The sequence below is a fragment of the Microbulbifer maximicatervae (SeqCode) genome (genome assembly GCF_052467695.1).
The window spans coordinates 821,217-843,432 of sequence record NZ_CP174320.1 but is presented as its reverse complement, the minus strand read 5'-3'; the positions used below and the strand labels follow the sequence as shown (position 1 = coordinate 843,432).

The window sequence follows — 22,216 nt, the reverse complement described above, 5'->3', positions numbered from 1 at the left end:
AATCCGGGCGTGAGTGTTGAGGTAGAGCAAGCGAATGAAGCTCTGCTTGCTTTGGATGACGAAGTAGAATTAACCCTTTCGATGCATCCACTAAATAGTTTAATGGTTAATGCGCAAGTATCGACTAGCAGTGAGTCGCGAGTGGCGATCAGAATCAATTCGGCGATAACCGACCGTCGGCGAACAAATTATACCGACTGGGGCACAGAGCATGATATGACCCTAGTAGGTTTAAGGGCCGATACCACTTACCGTTTTACTGCACTGGCAATGCTGGAAAGTGGAGACGTTGTGCAGAGCTCGACTATTTCTTTCAAGACTGGTTCGTTACCTGAAGGCGCTCCCCCAGTTGAGGTAACTACATTTACAGAGCAAAGCGAAGGAGGTGTAACTATTTTTGCACCTTCAGGTGACAGGGATAATACCTTTTGGGGATTCGATGAGGAAGGTGAGGTTGTCTGGTACCTTCACGGAGATGTTCCTCTAACCGGAGCTCCGGTAGTGCGCAATTTACAGGATGGCAATTTAATGTTGCTGTTGGATCAGGAAGCAAGAGTTATCTCCTTTGCCGGTGAAACGCTGCAATCATTTGAGCTACCAGCCTATCACCACGATGCGATTCTTCTTGAAAATGGAAACCTACTGGTATTAACAAACGCCTATGAAACAATTGATGGTCAATTGATAAAAGGAGATGCGATTCTTGAAGTGGATGGGCAGGGCAATACTGTATGGGAATGGTCTGCATTCGATCATCTCGATACTCAGCGTTTCCCCGGTGAGTTAGCCAGTCGAGAAGCGAGCAATGGTGCGCTGGATTGGACTCACTCTAACTCGTTACACTATATTTCTGCCGATAATTCGATTTTACTGTCAAGTCGCTCTCAAAGCTGGGTGGTCAATATTGATCATAATAGTGGCGAAGTAAACTGGATTATGGGTAGGGATTTGGATGCTTCCGAGGGATTTCTTGAGAAATTATTTTCATTGCAAGATGGCACCTGGATGGCTTCTCAGCATGCAGCTATGCTTGCGTCAGACGGAGACATTCTGATTTACGATAATAGGAATGAGTCCGAATACAGTGGTGAGGTCTATAATAGCCGCGCAGTGAAATTCTCTTTAAACACAGAGGAAATGGTGGCAGTGCAAACTTGGGAGTACGTTGCACCAAAGTACACCAATTCTTTAGGGGATGTAGATGAACTTTCCGGAGGGAATATTCTACTTTGCGCGGGCGGCCCATCCAGTGCTAGTACCGGCAACAATAGAGATGCATATATTGTTGAAGTCACCGGCGATCAGGCTGCAAAGACGGTTTGGGAGATGAAAGTCAATGATACGAGTGTATATCGCGCTGAGCGTTTTTCTTGGAATGATATATCAGTGGTAAGTGATTTATCACTTTAGACCCTCTAAATAGTTAGGCGCCAGTAACATACTTTGTTGCTGGCTATTCTTATTAAAGGACTTCTAACCAGATTTGGCAATCAGTGCTCTATAGCATTGATTATGTTTCTAAAGCGGTATTCTCCCAGTAACTGTTGAATATCACTAGATAGGGCTTGAAGTGTTTTAATTAAATATGGCTTTAGCGTGATAATGTTAGCCTTTTTTTGGGGAAGTGTATGATTTGATGGGAAAAGTTCTTCACCTCCTTCGAGGAACTCATCATTTATTTTTTTATTTTCCTGTGAATATCGATCTAAAAAATTAGCTCTATCTTCATCGGAGTTCCATAGGTGTGATGATCTTGGTAGTGTTCGCTTGATTATATTTTGTGTATTGCCAGATTTTATCCATTTCAATAGTTTTGCATTTTCAGCTTTTGAGTGTATTTGCTGGTTTAATATCTGCTTTAAAGTGGTCTCTTCATTTGAAAGGCTCTCTCTTATAATTTTGTTAGAGTTTGGTAGGCCGGAAATCCCTAGAGCACGAAAGAAATTAACTGGTAGGTCGCCATTACATAGCTGCTCGTAAATGAGTATTTGTATATTGGGAAAGAACTTTTTGAATGCTGCTATATTTTTATAAAAGTTCAGGTTTCTACCTTCTATCTTTGATAGGAACTCCTTGAATGGCAGTTTCGCTAGTGGAGATACTCCTTTCATAATATGTTCTTTGTATAGAGACTGGGCAAAATTATCTTGTCTGCGCAAGGTTAAGATGATTTTAGTTTGCTCTGGGGGTAATGTGTTGGAGAGTTGTTCTAAATAATGGTGCCGAGCCTCAATCCAGGAGCAATCTTTTGTTTTATAAGTATGTCGACAAATAGGCTCTGCACTAATTAATAGATCAAGGTTATTTTTCTGCGACTTTGACTTCCAATCATATGCTAGCAACTTTCCTCTGGATATAGGCGGGCTCTCAGGGTGATCGGAAAATGAGTGTGCAAAAAGATGGTGACCCTTGTCTATGCTAATTAAATTTCGATGAATAATGGGATATAAAATACCTTTACTTCTTAATAGCTTTCTATATTTATAGGCATAATATTGTATTGCTGTGGTGCCGGTTTTATGTAGCCCTGAGTGTAAATATATAGTCATTATATGTTCTTTGTGTTTTATAGGTCGTGATCTGGTATCTGCTGCTTTTTAATAGGTGCTCATATCTATTTCGAATGATCTATTTTATATTTTATGTGAGTGTTGTGTTATTGGGGGCGTCAAAGAGCCAATATTGATGGTTTAGCAAAAGATATTCTATTTTCTGGTCTTGGGCTCATTTTAATTTCGATTGGCGTATGTTTTTCTATATTAATCCCAGTTGTAGAGTCCATTGGTTTTAGTATAGTTGTATTTTTGTAAATTGTTTTTTCATGCCGATTTAATGTTAGGGGAGACTTATGGGTAATTTTTTCACTCAGCTACCAGGTGATCACTCTAGGGAGCATTTTGAGAGTTTGCTAGAGGGGAAAAGCTGCAGGGTTGAGCGGATTGTATCTTACGGGCAGTCCTCGCCTGAAACAGGGTGGTATGATCAAGATGAGCATGAGTGGGTGTTAGTACTTTCCGGTTATGGTGTTATTAAAATGGAAAATGGTGAGAGGCACCATCTGGGGAAGGGGGATAACTTGTTGATTAGGGCAAATCAAAGGCACCGGGTGGTGGAGACAGCTGCAGATGAGGCCACTATATGGTTAGCAGTTTTCTTTCAGTGAAGCAGTTATCTTTTAAGGTATAAATCTTTAAACATTGAGTTGTGAACTCCTATCGAGGGTTCTTTATCTATCAATGTAAGTCGGATCTAAAGTCCACAGACTATTTAGTGGATTTAATTATAAGGGTAGATAGTTTTCTGACTGGCAGGTCAGATTGTGCTTATCTCCATATACCGTAGAGGCCTGTTAAAATTTTCGATGCTTTGCTTAAATTGCACAGCTTTAATTTGGTCTGATCGTTTGATACCAAGTCAAATCCTTCTCTGCCAGGTAGTGTATGCTGCCTGGTTTTTTCTTTTAGTATTATCTCAATTAACACTGACCGAAAAAATCATATAGAACTTCCAGATTTCTATAGCCAGATCAGCGGCTAGGTTATTAAGTGGTTATCCCCCATATACTTCTATTCTAGAGATCTTTCTTTTATAGCTCAGGTTTCGGGAAAAGTCAGTGTGTAAGAGACACGTTGTGTATGAAAAATATCTTCCTTTCTTGCTTGGCAGTGATAAATGTAATTTAAAATATCTTCTTTGTCGGTAAGGCAAACTCTAGATCTGTTATTTGAAGTGACAGATCTGTAGTAGATAATGCTGCTCCCATTTTAATAGTGGCGAAATCAAGCCTAACAATTGTCTTGAGTTGATCACGCTTAGATTGACATCAGTGAGCTGAAATTAATTCCTTTTCACTCTGGGAGAAATCCTTTCACCAAAAGCCAAATATGGTTGTGAGGCACTGGTACTAATTAGAAATATTTACTTAAGGTTTTGCGCCAATTTCCGCCATAAAACGCGTTACTTCTGACAATCGATATAAATTGCTTGTTCACGTGTCATTTCTTCGTGAGAAATAAATTAGCATGTTCCTGTGTTGATAAGTAAATATTTTCTTGGGGAAGAAATGAAAGTTCAGTTTTTAAAAGCAACTCTCTGCCTTGCTATTGTTTCATCACTATACGGTTGTAACGGAGGATCAAGTGGAGGCAAATCTCCTGAAGAGACAGGTGATATTACTGCACCAACTTTAACCCTTATTCCTGCAGGTGGCAGTACTATCGAAGAAGGTGACAGGGTGTTACTGAATTTTGATGAACCTGTAGAGCTAGGTGATATCTCACTGTCTGGTTCTATGCAGGAATTTGGGGAACTATACCAAGTTAGTGAAGATTCACTAGAACTGAGGCCGAACGATGTTTGGGGAGAAGGGGAAGAGCTATCCCTAGTAATCAATGCCCAGGACGGCGCTGGTAATCAAATGACGGAGATTGCCGTCAAGTATCAAGTTGAGAGCATTGCCCCTACTGTAAATAGTATACTTCCGCAGAATATTCGCCTGGAAAAGAATGATTCTTTCGAAGTGCAATTTTCTGAGACTATGGATATAGATAGTCTTCAATTAGGTGGGATATTACTTGAAGATGACTATAAGGTTGTTTGGTCTGCTACCGCCGTTGAAAATGATACGCTAACTATTACTCCAAAAGAATACTGGATCGCTGGGCAGAAACGCACAATCAATGTTGATGTAATGGATTTAGTAGGAAATCCCATTCCTACAGTAAACAGCAGTTTTACTGTGCCGATGTATTTCGAGAACTTTGCTCCGGCGTCAGTGGTGATTGGCCAGGATAATTTTTCAGATATAGACGCAGGGCTAAGTGCTAAAAATATTGGAGACTTTCCTATTGGTAGTCCTGCCGTTAGTTCTGATGGAAAACTATTTATAACGGATCGAGAAAACAATCGTGTCTTGGTCTTTAATGAAATACCTTCCTCGAACGGGGCTTCTGCTGATTTTGCTCTAGGTGTCGATAGCCTGGATAGCTCCGATTCATCTAATGATAGAAAGACGCTTCAATGGCCAGTTCAAGCTAGTATTAATGACGGTAAGTTAGTTGTTTCTCAGATAAAGGGGGAAAGACGGATTTCGCTTTATAATCAAATCCCTATGGAGGGGGCGGCAGCCCCTGAAGTGGTTTTAGGACCATGGGGCGAGGGAGACGATGGGTGTAATAGCTTTAACACACCAGTATCTGCCATTTTAGTTGACGGGAAAATTATAGCGGTAGATGAAGTTAACTCTCGCGCGTTGGTTTGGAATAGTATTCCCACAGAAGATAATACAATTGCAAGCTTAGTTATTGGTCAGCCTACAATGGAGAGCTGCTCTGCTAATAACAGTTTGGATGGTAATAGTGGGGGGCCAACAGCTCAAACTCTTGCTTACCCTAGTGCAGTTTGGAGTGATGGAGATAAGCTTGCAATTTTAGACTCTGAAAACAATCGAATTTTGCTCTGGAATGAATTCCCCACAGAAAACTATGTTGCGGCAGATGTTGTACTCGGGCAGGAAAATTTTGGTGCTGAGGAATGGCCGGATGATGCAACGGAGAAAGATTTACGTTATCCATGGTTTGGAATTTGGTCAAATGGAATTCAGCTATTCGTAACTGATACAGATAATAACCGAGTGTTAATTTGGAATCAGTGGCCTGAAGAAAATTATGCTGCTGCGGATTCTGTCTTGGGGCAAAGTGATTTTGTGAAATCTGCTTATAATGATTCTAACCAAAATGGAGTTAATGATACCGATGAACTACCCAGTGCGTCTACTTTAGGTTCTCCAACAGGAATCTTTGGTTATAAAGATAATCTGTTTATTACTGACTCAAGGAACAATAGGGTGTTGGTATTTAAGTCGCAGTAGTGCTTTCTAGATTGACTTGACTAGATTGTAACTATAGCTAAGGGAGATGGTAAATAAATTTATCATTTCCCTTGCTTTTTAGGGTTTTAGTTTATTGCGAATTCTTAAGTTGATGATACTTCGTTTTTATCTCTTCCAGGTTAACAGTGGGGGCAGGAAACTGGGGGTTTAATTTCTTTAATGCTTCAGAAATAATTGAAGCTACGGCCAAGTCCCGGAACCATTTGTGGTTTGCGGGGATAACAAACCAGGGTGCGGATTCGGTGCTACATTGATTTAGCATATCTTCAAAAGCACAGATATACTCATCCCAATATTTTGCCTCAGTATAATCACTTTCGCTGATTTTCCACTGTTTGGCGGGATCGTCAATACGCTGCTTGAATCTCTCTAACTGCTCATCCTGGCTGATATAAAGAAAAAATTTCAGTATTATTGTGTTGCTTTCAGAGAGTAATTTTTCAAAGTTGTTAATTTGTTCATAGCGTTCACTCCAAATGTCCATTGGAACCAGGCTATGCACTCGTTCAATCAGTACGCCCTCATACTGAGAGCGGTTAAAGATTGATATATGCCCTCGCGCAGGGGTTACTTTGTGATATCGCCATAAGAAATCATGCTCGCTCTCTTCTTTTGAAGGTTCCTTAAAGGAAATCGCTCTACACATTTGTGGATTTGTTGCGCCTAATACATGCTTGATGGTGCCATCTTTCCCCGAGGCATCTATTCCCTGCAAGCAGATAAGTAGAGATGTTTTACGCTCAGCGTAAAGCTTGTAAGTGAATGAACGTATCTGCTCATCTATACGCTGGGTATCTGGGAGTGCCTCTTCACGACTTTCGTAACAATGTTTGAAGCCCGGATCTATTTCGGAGAGCTTTATCTTGCTGTCAGGCTTTACCCTGAAATCTTCGAAACAATTCATAGTTCGACTGCCTACCTTTTTAGGCTTTTGTAGATGGCTCAGATATCACTTAATCTTCGATAAAGAAGTTTCTTGACCAGGTCTAGGAAAAACATCCAGATAATCATGTATAGCCATACCAGACCGATTATAGTCCAGGGTATTGCCGGCACCAGCCAGCCGAATCCACACATCAGCACGGTAAATGCTTGGGTGCCAACAATTGCGATAAACAGAGGGAAAGCGGGTAGTGGTTTGGAAAAGAAAGCTGTACGAGAACGCACAACGAATAACAGTAGATGTCCACCCGCTACGATCTGTAAAAATACGATAGTTTGAATTTGCTCTTTATTTAATGCGATCCAGGATTGCCAGTTGGTGTTATTGAGCCATCCCATTCCAATAAAGAGAATACCCATTGTTTGAGCAATAGAAAAAAGGCCGATAATGCTGGAGCCCAGTAATAGGTCTCGCATTTGCCAATGCACAGGTTCCTTGGGAAGCAGAGTATTATCGTAGGCAATGGTCATAATGGGAATGTCATCAAGAAGAGCCACTAGTACGATCATAACCGGGGTTAGGGGCGAGAAGCCAAACATTATGGTAGCAAAGACAACCACCACCATAATGTCCAGGGTCATGGATACCCGGAAAAGTACGTAGTTAATAATACGTTCAAATATTTTTCGGGCTTCATCGATGGCATCGACGATGGTAGATAGTCCGGGAGAGGTCAGGATAATGGCTGCAGCCGCGCGTGCGGCGTCGGTTGCTCCGCTAACGGCGATACCGCAGTCAGCTTGCTTAAGGGCCGGCGCATCGTTTACACCATCGCCAGTCATGGCAACCTGGTGACCCCTACCTTGCAATGCTTTCACAATGGCATATTTATGTTCGGGAAACACTCGCCCAAATCCATCTGCACGCTCAACGGTATCGACGATAGTAGATGGCAGGTGGTCCATATCCTGGGACTTTGTAAACACACTACTGGCAGCGAAAATATTTGTTCCAATACCGACTTGGGTGGCGATTTCCTTGCCGATAGCCACATCGTCGCCCGTAATCATTTTTACTTGAAGCCCGTGTTCCCGTGCGCGCTGAATAGTGTCTTTGGAGTCATCCCGAGGTGGGTCTTCAAGAGACAGAATACCCAGGAATTGCCACGAAGAGGCGTTTGCCTTCTGCGCAACGCCCAGGGAGCGCAACCCCCTGGAGGCCTGTTGTTGCACACATGCAGTGGCTTTGTCGGCCTTCGCACCACTCAAGTTGCATAAGTCGACAATAGCCTGGGGGGCCCCTTTGCTGAAATATAGGGTTTGCCCATCCTGATTCTGTACCTTGACTTCTGTGCGTTTGCTCACCGGATCAAAGGGAGTGAATTCCTCAACCTTATATTTCTTCAGTTTTTCCTTATTTTTCAGGCCGGCAAAAATTGCTTGATCAATTGGATCACTGGCGCCTGCTTCAGATGCGATAGCGGCGGCAAGAATTAACTGGTCGTTGTTTTCCGCGCTGAATAAGGTAGGTTCTTCGAGGCACAATTGGTTCTTGGTGAGGGTGCCAGTTTTATCTGAGCAGAGGATATCAACACCGGCCAACTCTTCGATGGACTCCAGCCGCGAGACGATCGCTTTTTTACGGGATAGCGCCAGGGCACCGAGAGCATTGGTCACAGTGATGACCGAAGGCATGGCAACGGGAATCGATGCGATCAGCAACACCAGTACAGTGCGAAGAATATTGATGATATCTGACCAGTGCCATGTTTCCGCGACCACGATATCGCGGTATAACTCTGTGCCCACCAGAATAACGGCCAGCACCAAACACAGCACGATGAGGAAGTCACCGATATGGGTGACGGCTTTCTGCGAATGTGAGGCACTTTGCCCTGCGCCGGCAACAAGTTGGGCGGTGCGCCCAAAGAATGTATTGTGCCCGGTACCAATGACAACAGCGGTCATCTCCCCCCGTTTGGCGATACTGCTGGAATAGCCAATATCACCGATGCTCTTACTGACGGGTAGAGATTCTCCGGTAAGGGCGGCCTGATCAATACTGATGGATTTCCCTTCAGTAAAACGCACGTCAGCGGGCACGACTTGCCCTAGCTTGATTCGTACTATATCCCCTGGGACCACCATCGCCGCATCAATGGATTGATACTCCCCATCCCTTAATACATTGGCTTTGGGGGCCATACTGGCCTTCAGTGCTGCCAGCGCATTGGCAGCTTTGTGTTCCTGCCAAAACCCAGCAATCGCATTGTACAACAGCAGGGCCATAATGATGGCGAAATCGGGCCAGTGGCCAATTAATGCAGAGAGCAATGCGGCCGCTTCAATCATCCAGGGAATGGGTCCCCAGAAAAATCGCAAAAACTTAGCGAGTGCGCTTTGCTCCTTCTCCTGAATGGCATTGGGACCATATTTTTTCAGGCGGGCGCTGGCTTCATTCTCGGTGAGGCCGGCGGGTGACGTGTTTAATTCAGTGTAAACCGCGCCAATATCAGCGCTCTGCAAATCCAGCGATTGCTGGCCGCTGTTGTTTTGATTATTTGGCGATGATTCTTGACCTTGCACTTTGGGTTTCCCAATGACAAAGGTTTACCTGTGGAGTCTGTTCCAGCACTGGATATTTCAATTTAGCAGTTTGCGCCACTCGCTATGTGGACATTGGTGACGGTGGTAAGAGAAATTTGAAGGTGTAGAGTTAAAGCTAAAATAGCCGGCATTAAGCTGGCGTGAAAAACCATTATTTCTGCGGGCTATTGAAAGGGATATATCCGTGACAACTGATTAAGCTGCAGGGTCATCCTATATTGATAACGTCGCGGTTTTTCTACGGGGTTTCGAATAGCAATCCGTGCTGTAGTACTTGGCCAACAAGCCTAAGGTATAGGCCATATGCAGGTGCTTTCAGTATATGCCTAAGTTCTATTTAGCTTATAGTGCATTTCATGATAGGCCAAAACCCAACTATATAGGGTATCTACTATTAGTAGGTAAGTCCTACCCCTAGTGTTTAGGCGAACAGCACTAATTTGTTAAGCATCTACTTTTCAAGAGCGATATTAAATCAAGGATGCCACGTACCCATCTCGGTTGCTTGAACCACTGGCCGTTAAGTGAGGACTCACAGCGATGACGATGGACATTTAGGTTGCTCTGTTATCATACCACTCGATCTATCCGTGAGTATTGGCTCTAGATCGAGATGTATCAAGGATCTGATACTATTTTAAAAATAGCGCGGCCCTCGATGAGGCCGCCTTCGAATCTGTAAACTGATTATTCAGAAATTATAGCTAAGCGCTAATGCAGAGAAAGATGGGGTTTCATTATCGACGTTATAGATTGTGTGTTCCAGGATTATGGCCCAATTCTGATAATTCCAACCTGCTGCTATCCCATAGTACCAATCGTAACCATCGTTGCGCCATTTGCTTGATTCTGAGTATTCAACAGGTCCCCCGCTACCTGGAGCACCAATAACAGTTGGGGCCGCAAGGTACTCCAAATACTCCCCTTTGAATTTATATTTAACATCCCAGCGCTGATATCCAAATCGAAGCCCTGTATATAATGCTTTTTTCGTATCAGTAGAAATAGATAAGCCTAGTGTCTTTAACTTAATCTCTGAGCTGAGGTTTTCTGTAATGCTAAAGTTAGTATCTGTACTTGAGTAGTGGTACATTCCACTAGATTTTCCTAAATCGCTAAATCCACCTTCTAAAGCGAGAAACCTATTGATCCGGTAACCGGCTGAAAAGCTCCAGCCTTCTGAATCTGACAGTGAATAATCATAACTATCTATAACTTCTTGGGCTTCAATATCTGTGTCAACGCTGCCATAAGATATTCTTAAGTAGTAATTGTCTTCCTGAGCGATGGTATTACTTGTGGCAAATAGAGCGAATAAAAAAAAGGTTGTTTTTTTCAAGAGTTTCTCCGTAAGTAACGCTTCGCACAAAGAGAGCGATTGCTGCGACTTGTATGGTTGTTCTTAATCGATTCTGATGTCGAAAATCCTTTTCGCTAACGGGTAAATTGAGATCCACCTTCTGCGGCCACCGAAGGCCTTGTTTGTCACAGTTCGTTGCTGCGCCGGTTTATAAAACAAGTAGGAACGTGACAGACACTCACTAGGCATAACTTGAATAGTCATGTGGGCCTCTAGCCTGGATAGCAAGGCGGAGATAGCTTATCTTATGGAACCTCAAGAGATCAATGTCAGTATCGATACCGGTAGCAAACAACTGGATATTTATGTGAGACCTACTGATTAATTCTTTAGTTTTACCAGTGATAAAAATGGTATTAAGGATACCATTAAACAACTACAAACTCTTCGCCATACAATACGATCCCATGCCAAAGCCGATGTATAAGCGATTAGTGGACTCTGGCAAACCTAAAAAGGTGGCTCTGATTTTCTGCATGAGAAAGCAGATTACGACCCTGAATACGATGGTAAAAAATAACACCTATTGGAATGAAAGTATGGCTTAAAAACTTGATGAGCGACCATAGTCACTTATTATGAGCTACTGTACTCTCGGCTAAAATCTATACCTCCGCGTAATTTGTAATTCAAAGCTTTCCCACTCTGTAAAATTGGTGCTTTACGAACGTACATTTTGAAACCTGTGGCGCTTATTTTAAATTCCCCTTCCTGGCAGTCAAAACGAAAATCGTACTCATCGAAGCGACCATTCTTTGTTTTTCTCTCATTCACCATATGCAGATCGGCGATTTCTAGCTCACCTTGCCTTGATTCAATGTCAAGTAAAATATTGCAAGCATTTTCAAATACCATCGTAACTGGAGCAACCCAGAACTTAAAATACGTTTCCCCTTCCCTTGGATGAATCCATTGAAAAATGTAATCGAGATCTATCATAAACTCGAAATTCTCCGTATCAGCCAGGAAACCCCATATTTTGGAGTCGTGCCACCCCATTAGGGAGAAGTCTTTCTCAGACCAAATGTTCTTTTCAAGTTCGTAGGTATACACTCTTATGCCTCATACTCCCCGCAATATGCAGGGCTTTAAAATCAAGGCGAGGCCGAAATGGAAAAGCCGTCGATGTGCCTGTGATTGTTATGTGGCTGCCTCTCTATCAGCTTGTAACCTTGGTAAGATTTGGAGTTGTCATCACTAACTACTGTCTGAACTTCTCGATTTACCATAAATCAGCCCCAAATAAGCTACCGGCCAAACGAGGGGGCCAACAATGTATCCTTTCAAAATGAGCGAGTAGTTGGTTTTTTCCTTTATCCAATCATCAAATAGGGCAAAGAGCATCGCAATTGTTATAACACTTAAAAGATAAATCAGGAAGGCTTTTACTACTGGATGTACCGATTTAATTTGCATCGAAAGCCCTTAGATAGTTAACATTCACCAAATGGCGGAGGTCCAGCAAATATGTGGTATTTGCAATTCTACCTACGCTTATCATACTTGATTATGATTAGCTTTATTCATGACAAAATGAATAAAGCTACGTGCAAATACTACGATAGCAAAGGCCAAAATTGAAATACCTAAAGTAGCACTATCGCCAACTATACCTACATCATAAATTGGGTTACTTTCACGCTCAGTTTGTAAGAAAAAGATAAGCCACAACAAAAACCATACGACAGTACAATAAATCAGTAGTTTTTGACCCCAAGGCAATACTAATGGGGAAAATACTGTCACCGAAAGAATGCCTAATATGAAAAGTGTCATGAAATCCCTTTACACAATACGTCTGTATAAACTGTGCCGAAGCGATAGTGTAGGCATCAATTTGATACATTTGCTCTGTGTTGATCTAGTTCGCAATAATAATTATAAGCTGGACCAGGATTAATTGGATTCCAGCCTTCGTTTATTGCACTCTTAATACATGACTCAATTAACTTTGGCGTCACAGAGTTTGGATAGCTAGTTATTGTAACATCTGGACGCAGCCACTTGAATTCAACCGATAACGTAGAACCTTTTTGGCTATCTAATTCAATAGCAGCAAGCATTTTCCCACCTTGACAAGCTTGTGTGTAAGTCGGCCGGTCTCGTACGATCCAACGGTACGAATTTCCTTCTACTACAATTTTTCTACTTCCCCTTTTAGGTATACTCACGATAACTCCTTTGACACAGAACGCCTTTAGCATGCGAGCACTATTTGTATAGCCGAAAGGCGGAACGAAAAGTGAGTCGCGTGCCTGAGGTGGTTAAATACTCTTACCATAACGTTTTTTTATATAGTAAAACACATTAGATAATAGCCAAATCAGTATAAGTTGAATAAGTATTTCACAATAGGTTAAGTCATACGAGGCCTCACCATTCACGCTGATAAACCAATGTAAGAAAGGAATGGGGCCAACGAAGCCTTGGTAAAACCAAAGCCTCCACCAAACGATAGAAGCAACAAACAAGCCCAATAAGATCAGTAATTGTATTCCTGTAGTCTTGATTCCTTTCTTCATTTAACGCCATCCATAGCGGCGCAGCCGCATTGATTTGTCCAGACAGCGAAGCTGGCTTTACCACTGGGTTTTGTTATATTTCTGTGAAAGTGCCGCATGGAGTGCGCAATACACCAAAAACAAAATGCAACCAGCCACCACGCTTAGCCCCATTACTAGTAGGATCCCGATACCAATCCAATCCCAGTCACCAGCCAAGTGCTCCGTACTCAGAATACTGGCATAGAAGTCATACACAGATAGAGCGACTCCGACTAGGAAGAGCAGACAACAAAGGGTGTATCCTCCAACCTTGCTAAACAATCGAATAATAAGAAGAACGATGAGCGCGATAGCTGCCGGTGCAGCCAATATCATCCATGTCACCGCATCAATCTCCTAAAAACATAACGCCTCAATAACCGGCAGCTGGAACGAAGCGAAGCGTAGAGCAAGCTGTCCGGCGCCGTAGGCGCGAAGTTGATTGATTTGGTACGCCCAGCATGGGCGTGAACTAATGGGGTGAAAGTCCCCTGTAGGAGGATCACCATTTAATGGGTCCATTAAATGCTAACTACTAGCGAATGGCAACTGCAATACCGCGAGGTTTTGTGGGGAGGAAGCCGCTAGCAAAACTACGAGCTGACGAACAGAAACATCATATAAGGCTTAGCCTGGAGGCGAGGTAGCCAAGGATACCAAAGCCATGTGGTCTAACGGGTAGAGTAAATGATGCAGTTGTGTAGTGAAAGTTCACGTTCTTATCTGGGGAGATCTGTTTAACTTGCCGCTGTGAAGCTGTCAGCGTGGCCGCTGAATCATAAATAGGCCCAACTCGCTAGCCACCATCGTGGGGTAGACAAAAATGGTGGGACACAGCGGCGCCTTGGTCAGTAATGATCAAGGTGATTAAACAGAAGTCAGCCGACGGCATAGTAGCCAAATGCCAAGATTAATACCTTGGACAGGGTGAAGGCCTGAACCCAAAATCCACGAGTTAAAAGACAGGGCTAGCCTACCGATATGTTGCCAGCCGGATATAAAATTGACGTAGCGCACTGCCATGACACTCAACTCAAATGAAAATCTACTCGATGCTATCCTCAGCAAAGAAAACCTCAATGCTGCATGGAAGCACGTTCGAGCGAATAAAGGTGCCGCAGGCATTGATGGGATTACCGTTGATGATTTTGTGCAGCACTTCAAGGCAGTCGGCGATGAAATTATCGAAGCCATTCGGCAAGGTCATTACCAGCCGCTGCCTGTTAGACGCGTCTACATTCGCAAGTCAGACGGTGGTCAGCGAGGTCTAGGGATACCTACGATTTTTGATCGTGTTATTCAGCAAGCAATCGCGCAAATCATCAACCCTATTTTCGATGTGACTTTTTCAGAGTTTAGCTATGGCTTCCGGCCAAAGCGATCACAGCATCACGCGGTGAAAAAGCTACAAAAGTATATCGAGGGTGGCAAGCGAATAGCGGTGGATGTCGATCTATCCAAGTTCTTCGATCGAGTGAATCATGACTTTCTCATGAGCTTACTCGGCCAAAGAATTAACGATAAGCGTTTACTCAAACTGATCGCAAGCTACTTGCGCGTAGGCTGGGTAGAAGATGGATGTTGGCAAGCGTGTTATGAGGGGGTGCCGCAAGGTGGCCCTTTATCGCCGCTGCTCTCCAATATTGTACTCGATCTGCTCGACAAAGAGCTGGAAAAACGCCGACACAATTTCGTCCGCTATGCGGACGATTTCGTGATTGTCGTTTCCTCTAAGCGTGCCGGCGAACGGGTTATGGCCAGCATCAAACGCTTTGTTGAGCGCAAGCTTAAACTCAAAGTTAACGATGCTAAAAGCCAAGTAGTCCCCGTTAGCCGGTGTAAGTTTCTGGGGTTTTCTTTCAGTGGAGCAAAGCTTGTCTGGCATGATAAGTCGCTGCGCCAATTTAAATATCACGTCCGTCAGATTACAGGGCGATCCCGTGGTATTTCGATGGAGAAGAAAATGAAAGAGCTTACCGTATTCCTCCGTGGCTGGATTAATTATTTTGGTATAGCACAAGGCTACCAAAAATGTATTGATCTTGACTGCTGGATACGGCGGCGATTAAGAATGAGCTATTGGAAGAATTGGCGTAGGGTAAGAACGAAAATTCGAAATTTGCTACGCATGGGTGTGAGTGAATCACTGGCTGTCACTTGTGGATCGTCCGGTAAAAGTTACTGGCGAAATGCAAAGACAGAAGGTATTCATATTGCACTAAACAATGAGGTTTTCCAAAAGATGGGGTTGGTCTCGTTACGTGATCGCTGGGTAGAAATTCATTACGGGTAGGGAACCGCCCATTGCGGACCCGCACGATGGGTGGTGTGGGGGCCGGTAGCTAGAAACTACTGGCTACCCGATTTATGTATTTTTGGCACCGAGATACCCTTTACCCAGTTTTGCCTTGTTGTACTGAGCGATATCAGTGAAAGGCCAATATGCCAACTCACCATGTTCTTGCCACTTTTCGAGAGTGCTTTGCCCGAAAGCTCCGAAACTGATTGAGTTAAGAAATCTGTCTCTGAAACGAGCAGAGGGCCACTTATACTCAATATCTGACTTTAGGAAAAGAATCCAACGCGCTACAACAGACCGCTCTTCATTGGAAAGTGCCTCTTTGCCTCTAAGTTTATACTCTTTCATATCGCTGTACAGACACCAAACCCCGTGATGAAAAACCTCCCATACAGCATCATCTTTTGACTGAGGTAAAGCATCTTCAAACTCGTCATTTGTAATTATGCCAGCAACCAAGCGACGAATAAGCTCAGCAAGTTTATTTCTAGATTCTCGGTCAATCATGGTTTACACATAACGCCGCAAGCAAAGGCGCGCGTTAGCGCGTCCAGCCCGCAGGGCGATTTTGCCTTGCTTTGTTATGTGTTTTGCACGAGATAGTACAAATTGCCATATTCTCTCGGATCCGCTTTCTTTATTTCTTTGGCTTCAATAGCCTCTTGAAACCATTGTTTAATATCACTTTCTTTTACATTGGGATATTGCTTGCTACGAGTACGAACGAAGCCACATAGTCTCCACTCATCGAAACCATCAATACGACCATTGGCTCCATAGTCGAAGTCAACAATGTCTTTTTTACTGATATGAACTTTACAGCCAATACCGTGAAAAAAGTACTTATGCTTCCCTCCAAGCATGCCAACCTGCTCAATAGGCGGCCCCCAATTATGAGGTTCATCAATCTCAAGATACCTCTTTAGTAGCTCATTGGCCTCTTCAACTTTTTCTTTGAAGTCAGAGATGATTTTTCGAAGTTCAGTATTCATGATTTACACATAACAGTTAATTCAAAAGAAGCGTCTTTATATCACCCTTCTATATATTTCTGCTGCAGTCATCCAAGATTAACCAGAAAATATAACAATATCAGTAGGTTAGAGGCTCTGGCGCAATCCTCAAAAGGTAGATATATAACAGCGGCTATATATCTACCTGCTTTTCTTGCTCGTGACAATAGTGCCACCCCCTTTAAAGTCAATGACTTAGCCCGCTCTCTCCAGAAATAGGAGAAGCTTCTCTTGAATTCTTATATTGAAAGTAGAACAAGATATGAAATGCTGTATATAAGACAGTTTGAATAGCAATGTTATGGAAGATATTCGCGGTTAAGTACCAAGTAAGACTGAATGCTTCACGGGAGTCTCCTGGTAGCATATTTGAAATTAAGTACGGTTGTTTTAGAAAGAAGAGGTAAACTTATACTCACTGGGAGAAGCAATTCATATATTTTGTTAAGGAAACTAGTCTCACTGATAGGGTGGGAAGGTTGCGAGAAGCCTCTCTCACCTTGTACTTCAAGGAAGGACAGTCCCATTTCGAAGTAGCTAAAATATAAGTCCTATTATCGGTTTTATATAAACGTTTTGAATTTTTCAATTTTTAATTTGAAAAATCATATGACGTGACTCTCCAGTGGTAGTGCTTTAAATTGAGATTGAAGGATTCTTAACTCGATGAGTTGGTATTTTTCATTAGTTGATGATTTTGGCCTTGCATTTGGTTATTTCCAATAGCGAAGACTTACGTTGAGAGGGGAGTCACATCGAATATTTTTATCTGGCTTTTTGTATTGCAGGCAATAGATGATGAGTTATTGGAGTTAAGGAGAAAAAAGCCGGCATTGTGCCGGCGGGAAAGCAGACGTCGAAAGGAGGAGACGTTGCAGAGAGACTGTAATTCTTACTCGATGCCCAGGCTCGAATATGAGCTGGGCATCTTTTAAATATTGCTAATCAATCAGGCTTTTTTACGCAGCAGCACACAGGCGTCTGCGGCAGCTAGCTCTAAGCTATTTCCTTCCGCATTGCCAGCAAATAATGCCGGGGTAATATTGTGCGCACAGGAGAACTCGGCAGGTAGTTCCAGGGTGCCACTGTTTTGCCCCAGGTTGAGAACAACCAGCATTTCTTCGCTGTCGCTGCGCCTTACAAAAGCAAACAAATCACTGCCCGTGTCGATCACTTCCTGCTCTGCTGTCGCCAACGATTGGGGTAGCTCCCGGTGCCAATCGATCAATGCGCGGAAGCGGTTGAGCATGGAGCGCTGAGTGTCTTGCTGCACTTCTACCGCTCGCAGCTGGTGCTCCGTTGAAACGGGCAGCCAGGGTTTTGCTGTAGAAAAGCCAGCGTTGTCTTCGCTGGTATTGGTCCAGGGCATCGGTGTACGGCAGCCGTCGCGGCCTTTGAATTCCGGCCACAAATTAATGCCGTAGGGGTCCACTAGATCTTCATAGGCAATTTCCGCTTCCGGCAGGCCCAGTTCTTCCCCTTGATAGAGGCAGACACTGCCGCGCAGTGCCAATTGCATCAGCAGGAACAGCGGGGCTCTGGCATCGGCTTGATCGTCGTTAAAGCCTTTGTTCCAGCGGGTTATTGAGCGGGGTACATCGTGATTGCTGATCGACCAGCAGGGCCAGCCCTTGTCGATTACGTCGCGGTTTTTTTCCAGGGTTTCGCGCAGGAAGCCCGCACTGCAATCCTCGGTCAATAGATCGAAGGAATAAGCCATGTGCAGGCGTTTTTCCGTAGTGTACTCAGCCATGATCTTGTGGGTGTTGTCGTCGCCAACTTCGCCCACGGTCACAGTGCCGGGATATTGATCCATTAACTGTCTTACCCGCTGGAGAAACACTAGGTTTTCCGGCTGGGATTTATCATTCTGGTGCCACTGGTAGTCGTAGTGATTGACTGGTGGCAGGCCTTTCTCGTCGAGCTTGAGCGGGCGCGCCGGGTTATTGGCCAGGGCCTGCTGATGGAAAATAAAGTTGACCGCATCCAGTCGGAAACCATCTACACCCCGATCGAGCCAGAACTTCATATCGGCGAGCAACTGCTCCTGGACTTCCGGGTTGTGCACATTCAGGTCCGGCTGTTCCTTGAGGAAGTTGGCCAAATAGTACTGGCGGCGGCGGGTACACCAGCGCCAGGAGCCTCCTCCGAATACGGAGACCCAATTGTTGGGAGGGGTGCCATCTTCTTGGGGATCAACCCATACATACCAGTCCGCTTTGGGGTTGTCGCGGTTGGCGCGGCTCTCCTGGAACCAGGGGTGCTGGTCTGAGGTGTGGCTGAGGATTTGGTCGATAATCACTTTCAGGCCGCGCTCGTGGGCCGCTTTGATCATCCGGTCGAAATCTTCCAGGTTGCCAAAAATAGGGTCTACATCGCGGTAGTCGGCAACGTCATAGCCAAAATCCACCATCGGCGATTTAAAAAAGGGTGAGATCCAGATGGCGTCTACGCCGAGGGATTTTACATAATCCAGTTTTTGCGTAATTCCGGGAATATCACCGATGCCATCTCCGTTGGCGTCGCAGAAGCTGCGTGGGTAAATCTGATAAATAACGCTATTGCGCCACCACTCATAGCTGTTGCCGCTCATGGATTACTGCCTTGTTTCATTATTTGAAATGTGGAGATAGTCCACCTTTAAAGGATAGGGTGAGTATGGAGCAGTCATTGGCGGGCTTCCTCCTCCCCGGCGAGGGGGGAGAGGGGGGTAAAGGGTGACTGGCCTTGGGTGGCTTGGTATCGGCAGGCGGGGATGAGGAGCATAGTGGGCACGTCCCTGTGCCGCTGGAGCAGGACTGTTTAGGGTTTGTCCTGGACCGAGCGAAGCATTTGCTCGGCCAGGGCGATGGCCTCCTGGCGATCCTTGACGTCCAGCTTTTGGTAGAGGCTGCGAATATGGGTCTTGATGGTGCTCGGCGCCACCTTAAAGTGACGGGCGATTTTCTCGTTCGACAGCCCCGAGTGAATCGCATTCAGTACCTGCCATTCCCTCGGGGTGAGCGGGGAGTGGCGCAGGAAGTCTGGCACGGCATCGCTGGCCAGTATCTCGCGGATAATGGTGTCATCCAGTTCGATGCGAATACCACCGTCCAGCTCTGGCTGCTGCTGTGCCGCTTTGATCAGTTGTTGGGCTTTGCTGGACTCCGCCTCTCCCAGGCCATTTTCCAGGGCGGCTTTCAGGATAACGATTAAAGGTTTGCCGATCTGCAGGAAGCTGGCGCGAAAATCCCGTTCGTGGGAGAGAAGCAGGGCTTCGCTAATAGCCTCCACAGATTGGGGGTATTGCTCCCTCAGCCACAGCAGGTGGGATTCCAGCACCCGGTTACGCAGGCGATCTGTTTCCAGGCCGCACTCGTTGGCGACTTGTTTTAGGCGGCTCAATAGGCGGTTGGCATCGGACCAGTGGTGCAGCTCAATCATCGCGCGCACATGGTTGCGTCCGTGGCACTGTTCAAAGTGATTGCTGGGCCTGTCGGCGACGGGAGTAGCCTGTTCCAACCAGCTTGCGATGGCCTGCTGATTGCCCAGGGCGCGCCAGGTGCGGATGCGGGTGGCATCGGCGTTGGCGATCCAGTCCCGGTGGTAGCGCCCGTCTGTGAGCAGCCGCTCGATACGCTCTAGCCACTCCAGGGACTCCTCTTTCTCCCCCCGAGCCTGGGCGATTTTTAACAGCAGGGTGTACTCCGGCAGCAGCCAGTGCTCGCCGACCCGGCGGTTGATTTGCATACCTCGGCGAGCGGATTGCTCGGCACCTTCCAGATCGCCGGACTCCCATTGCAGCTGGCCGCGCAGCCGGCACACAAATTCCGAGATGGGCAGTGTAGACAGGTGATTTTTCTGCACCAGGGTTTGGACCTTCTCCTGCAGCGTGGACGCTTTTTTCAGCAGGCCCTGGGCAAAGGCGATTTCTGTCTGTTGGCAGATGGCCCAGGCGGCGCTGGGGATATCCCGTTCGGCGATCGCCAGGGCTTCAACTTCCTGCATATAGCGGTTGGCCTCTTGCAAGGCACCCAGGCAGAAGCTGGTCTCACCGGTGACCAGCAGAGCAGAGATTCTCTCGCCCAGCTGGTCTGCGCGGAGTAGGGCCAGGGCTTCTTCAGCATACTCCTTGGCTTGCAGTGTCTGCCCTCGGGCAATGGCCACCTGGGCGCGCATGGTGGCAAAGGCGCCTTCAAAGTCGCGCCACTGTGCCGGATCCTCCCGCTGCAGCCAGCTTTCCGAGGCCGCCAGGTTTTTCTCGCACAGGTCGTATTCAAAATTCTCCCGCGCCATTTTTGCGGACAGGAGGGTAAAGCGGGCGCTGTGTTGCAGGGCTTCGTCACCGAGCCAGTCGAGGCAGTCCCGCAGCAGGCGCGACTGCCCCGCGCGCAGAAGCTGTTCTCCTCGATCGTTGAGCAGTTGCTTTAACCGCTCGCGGTCGCCGCCGGCCAGGGCGTGGCGCAGGGCCTCCACTGGCTGGTCTAATTCTTGCCAGGTATCACAGGCAGTGCTGTGCAATTGCAGCAAGTGTTCGCGGTCATTAATTTGCCGCTGCAGGAAGCGGGCGAAGACCGGGTGAAAGCGGAACCACTGGCGGCTTGAATCCTGCGCCTGCAGGAATAACCCGCGGCGCGCGGCTTCTTCCAGCAACTGCTGACCATCTTGCCGACCGGTAAGGCGCTCCGCCAGCTGGGCGTTAACCCGGGTGAGGATCGATGTGCAGGAAAGGAGCTGGCGCAGTTGGGGTTCCAGCCGCTCCAGCACTTCCTCAGCCAGGTAATCGAGAATATGACTGTGGCCCTGCTCCAGCTCTGCCAGATAGCGATCCACTTCGTTGCTGTCGCGCACCGATAAAGTGAATAGCTGTACGGCGGGGGGCCAGCCCTCACTGAGGTGATGCAGTTGGGCTGCGCGGTCGCCGTCGAGATTAAACGGCAGGCGCTGCTTGAGCAGGGTGGCGATTTCCTCAATGTTGAGGCCCAGCTCATTACTGCCCAATTCCAGTAATCGTCCTTGAACTCGCAGGGTGGCCAGGCCCAAAGGCGGTTGGCTGCGACTGGTGAGAACAATACCGACACCGGCGGGGGCGTGGCGCAACAAAAAGCGGGTTGTGTCGTGTACCTGCTGGTTGTCGATCTGGTGGTAGTCATCCAGCACGATGCGCAGTTCGCTGGGCAGGCCCCGCAGTTCCGACAGCAGGTGGCTCACCAGAGTCGAGGGGTCCGGGCGCTGGGGTGCGGACAATAACTGGTGAGTCTGGGGGACACCATTGCCGGTCGCCCTGTGCACACTTTCCACCAGGTAGCGGCAGAATTGGCTCGGTTCATTATCGCTGGCATCCAGCGTATACCAGGCGACCGGGTTGTCCTGCTGTGAGGCCCAGGAGGTAACCAGCGTGGTTTTGCCGTATCCCGCAGGAGCCGTCACCAGCAGCAGTTGATCGCTGTGGCATTGGTTCAAAACCGACAGCAGGCGCGGGCGCGATAGGGCGTGCTCGGGGCAATCCGGCAGGCTGTATTTGGAAGTTAAAAGCATCGCTGCGGGAGGGATTGTTATAAATGTTTGATTTTTGTACAGCCACTATTATGCACCAGGACCCGGGTATTGTTACAGCACTGTAATAGGCCAGCTTTCTGGTGA

Annotated in this window: 18 protein-coding genes; 5 read left to right on the top strand and 13 right to left on the bottom strand. The window is 46.1% G+C overall.

Annotated features, from left to right (window positions below):
- The first annotated feature begins 9 nt into the window (after nucleotides 1-9).
- The gene (locus ACJJI8_RS03565; RefSeq protein WP_444934294.1) at nucleotides 10-1,410 is read left to right on the top strand and encodes an aryl-sulfate sulfotransferase; all 1,401 of its coding nucleotides are present in this window, start codon (nucleotides 10-12) and stop codon (nucleotides 1,408-1,410) included.
- 80 nt (nucleotides 1,411-1,490) lie between these two features.
- Here ACJJI8_RS03565 and ACJJI8_RS03560 read toward each other — a convergent pair whose 3' ends face one another.
- On the bottom strand, nucleotides 1,491-2,549 hold the full coding sequence (locus ACJJI8_RS03560; RefSeq protein ID WP_444934293.1) for a hypothetical protein: 1,059 nt from the start codon (nucleotides 2,547-2,549) through the stop codon (nucleotides 1,491-1,493).
- 299 nt (nucleotides 2,550-2,848) lie between these two features.
- Here ACJJI8_RS03560 and ACJJI8_RS03555 point away from each other — a divergent pair, with 299 nt between their 5' ends.
- Nucleotides 2,849-3,163: a cupin domain-containing protein gene (locus ACJJI8_RS03555; RefSeq protein ID WP_444934292.1), complete on the top strand. Its 315-nt coding sequence runs from the start codon at nucleotides 2,849-2,851 to the stop codon at nucleotides 3,161-3,163.
- A 900-nt stretch (nucleotides 3,164-4,063) separates the two neighbouring features.
- Complete coding sequence (locus ACJJI8_RS03550; RefSeq protein ID WP_444934291.1) at nucleotides 4,064-5,869, top strand: Ig-like domain-containing protein; 1,806 nt, start codon at nucleotides 4,064-4,066, stop codon at nucleotides 5,867-5,869.
- A 91-nt stretch (nucleotides 5,870-5,960) separates the two neighbouring features.
- Here the strand turns inward: ACJJI8_RS03550 and ACJJI8_RS03545 are convergent, their stop codons facing one another.
- The 3 genes from ACJJI8_RS03545 to ACJJI8_RS03535 form a co-directional block, all read right to left on the bottom strand.
- Nucleotides 5,961-6,794: a polyphosphate kinase 2 family protein gene (locus ACJJI8_RS03545; RefSeq protein ID WP_444934290.1), complete on the bottom strand. Its 834-nt coding sequence runs from the start codon at nucleotides 6,792-6,794 to the stop codon at nucleotides 5,961-5,963.
- Between the two features lie 38 nt (nucleotides 6,795-6,832).
- A complete protein-coding gene (locus ACJJI8_RS03540) occupies nucleotides 6,833-9,358 on the bottom strand; it encodes a plasma-membrane proton-efflux P-type ATPase (RefSeq protein WP_444934289.1) in 2,526 nt (841 codons plus the stop codon).
- A gap of 712 nt (nucleotides 9,359-10,070) precedes the next feature.
- A complete protein-coding gene (locus ACJJI8_RS03535) occupies nucleotides 10,071-10,718 on the bottom strand; it encodes an outer membrane beta-barrel protein (RefSeq protein ID WP_444907142.1) in 648 nt (215 codons plus the stop codon).
- A gap of 223 nt (nucleotides 10,719-10,941) precedes the next feature.
- Between ACJJI8_RS03535 and ACJJI8_RS03530 the strand changes: the two genes are divergently transcribed.
- A complete protein-coding gene (locus tag ACJJI8_RS03530; RefSeq protein WP_444934288.1) occupies nucleotides 10,942-11,064 on the top strand; it encodes a hypothetical protein in 123 nt (40 codons plus the stop codon).
- A gap of 251 nt (nucleotides 11,065-11,315) precedes the next feature.
- Here the strand turns inward: ACJJI8_RS03530 and ACJJI8_RS03525 are convergent, their stop codons facing one another.
- The 5 genes from ACJJI8_RS03525 to ACJJI8_RS03505 all read right to left on the bottom strand — a co-directional run bounded on the left by ACJJI8_RS03525 (nucleotide 11,316) and on the right by ACJJI8_RS03505 (nucleotide 13,627).
- On the bottom strand, nucleotides 11,316-11,678 hold the full coding sequence (locus ACJJI8_RS03525; RefSeq protein ID WP_444907143.1) for a hypothetical protein: 363 nt from the start codon (nucleotides 11,676-11,678) through the stop codon (nucleotides 11,316-11,318).
- 258 nt (nucleotides 11,679-11,936) lie between these two features.
- Nucleotides 11,937-12,155, bottom strand: coding sequence for a hypothetical protein (locus ACJJI8_RS03520; RefSeq protein ID WP_444907144.1), 219 nt, complete (start codon nucleotides 12,153-12,155; stop codon nucleotides 11,937-11,939).
- Between the two features lie 81 nt (nucleotides 12,156-12,236).
- A complete protein-coding gene (locus ACJJI8_RS03515; protein WP_444907145.1) occupies nucleotides 12,237-12,515 on the bottom strand; it encodes a hypothetical protein in 279 nt (92 codons plus the stop codon).
- Between the two features lie 56 nt (nucleotides 12,516-12,571).
- The gene (locus tag ACJJI8_RS03510) at nucleotides 12,572-12,910 is read right to left on the bottom strand and encodes a hypothetical protein (RefSeq protein WP_444907146.1); all 339 of its coding nucleotides are present in this window, start codon (nucleotides 12,908-12,910) and stop codon (nucleotides 12,572-12,574) included.
- 408 nt (nucleotides 12,911-13,318) lie between these two features.
- On the bottom strand, nucleotides 13,319-13,627 hold the full coding sequence (locus ACJJI8_RS03505) for a hypothetical protein (protein ID WP_444934287.1): 309 nt from the start codon (nucleotides 13,625-13,627) through the stop codon (nucleotides 13,319-13,321).
- A gap of 676 nt (nucleotides 13,628-14,303) precedes the next feature.
- Between ACJJI8_RS03505 and ltrA the strand changes: the two genes are divergently transcribed.
- Complete coding sequence (gene ltrA, locus ACJJI8_RS03500) at nucleotides 14,304-15,575, top strand: group II intron reverse transcriptase/maturase (RefSeq protein WP_444934286.1); 1,272 nt, start codon at nucleotides 14,304-14,306, stop codon at nucleotides 15,573-15,575.
- Nucleotides 15,576-15,647: 72 nt separating this feature from the next.
- Here the strand turns inward: ltrA and ACJJI8_RS03495 are convergent, their stop codons facing one another.
- From ACJJI8_RS03495 to malT, 4 genes are all read right to left on the bottom strand, one after another.
- A complete protein-coding gene (locus tag ACJJI8_RS03495) occupies nucleotides 15,648-16,088 on the bottom strand; it encodes a hypothetical protein (protein ID WP_444934285.1) in 441 nt (146 codons plus the stop codon).
- Between the two features lie 74 nt (nucleotides 16,089-16,162).
- Nucleotides 16,163-16,573: a DUF6896 domain-containing protein gene (locus ACJJI8_RS03490; protein ID WP_444934284.1), complete on the bottom strand. Its 411-nt coding sequence runs from the start codon at nucleotides 16,571-16,573 to the stop codon at nucleotides 16,163-16,165.
- A 970-nt stretch (nucleotides 16,574-17,543) separates the two neighbouring features.
- Entirely contained in the window at nucleotides 17,544-19,187 is a 1,644-nt protein-coding gene (locus ACJJI8_RS03485; RefSeq protein WP_444934283.1) for an alpha-amylase family glycosyl hydrolase, read from the bottom strand.
- 209 nt (nucleotides 19,188-19,396) lie between these two features.
- Nucleotides 19,397-22,111, bottom strand: coding sequence for an HTH-type transcriptional regulator MalT (malT, locus tag ACJJI8_RS03480; RefSeq protein ID WP_444934282.1), 2,715 nt, complete (start codon nucleotides 22,109-22,111; stop codon nucleotides 19,397-19,399).
- Between the last annotated feature and the right edge of the window lie 105 nt (nucleotides 22,112-22,216).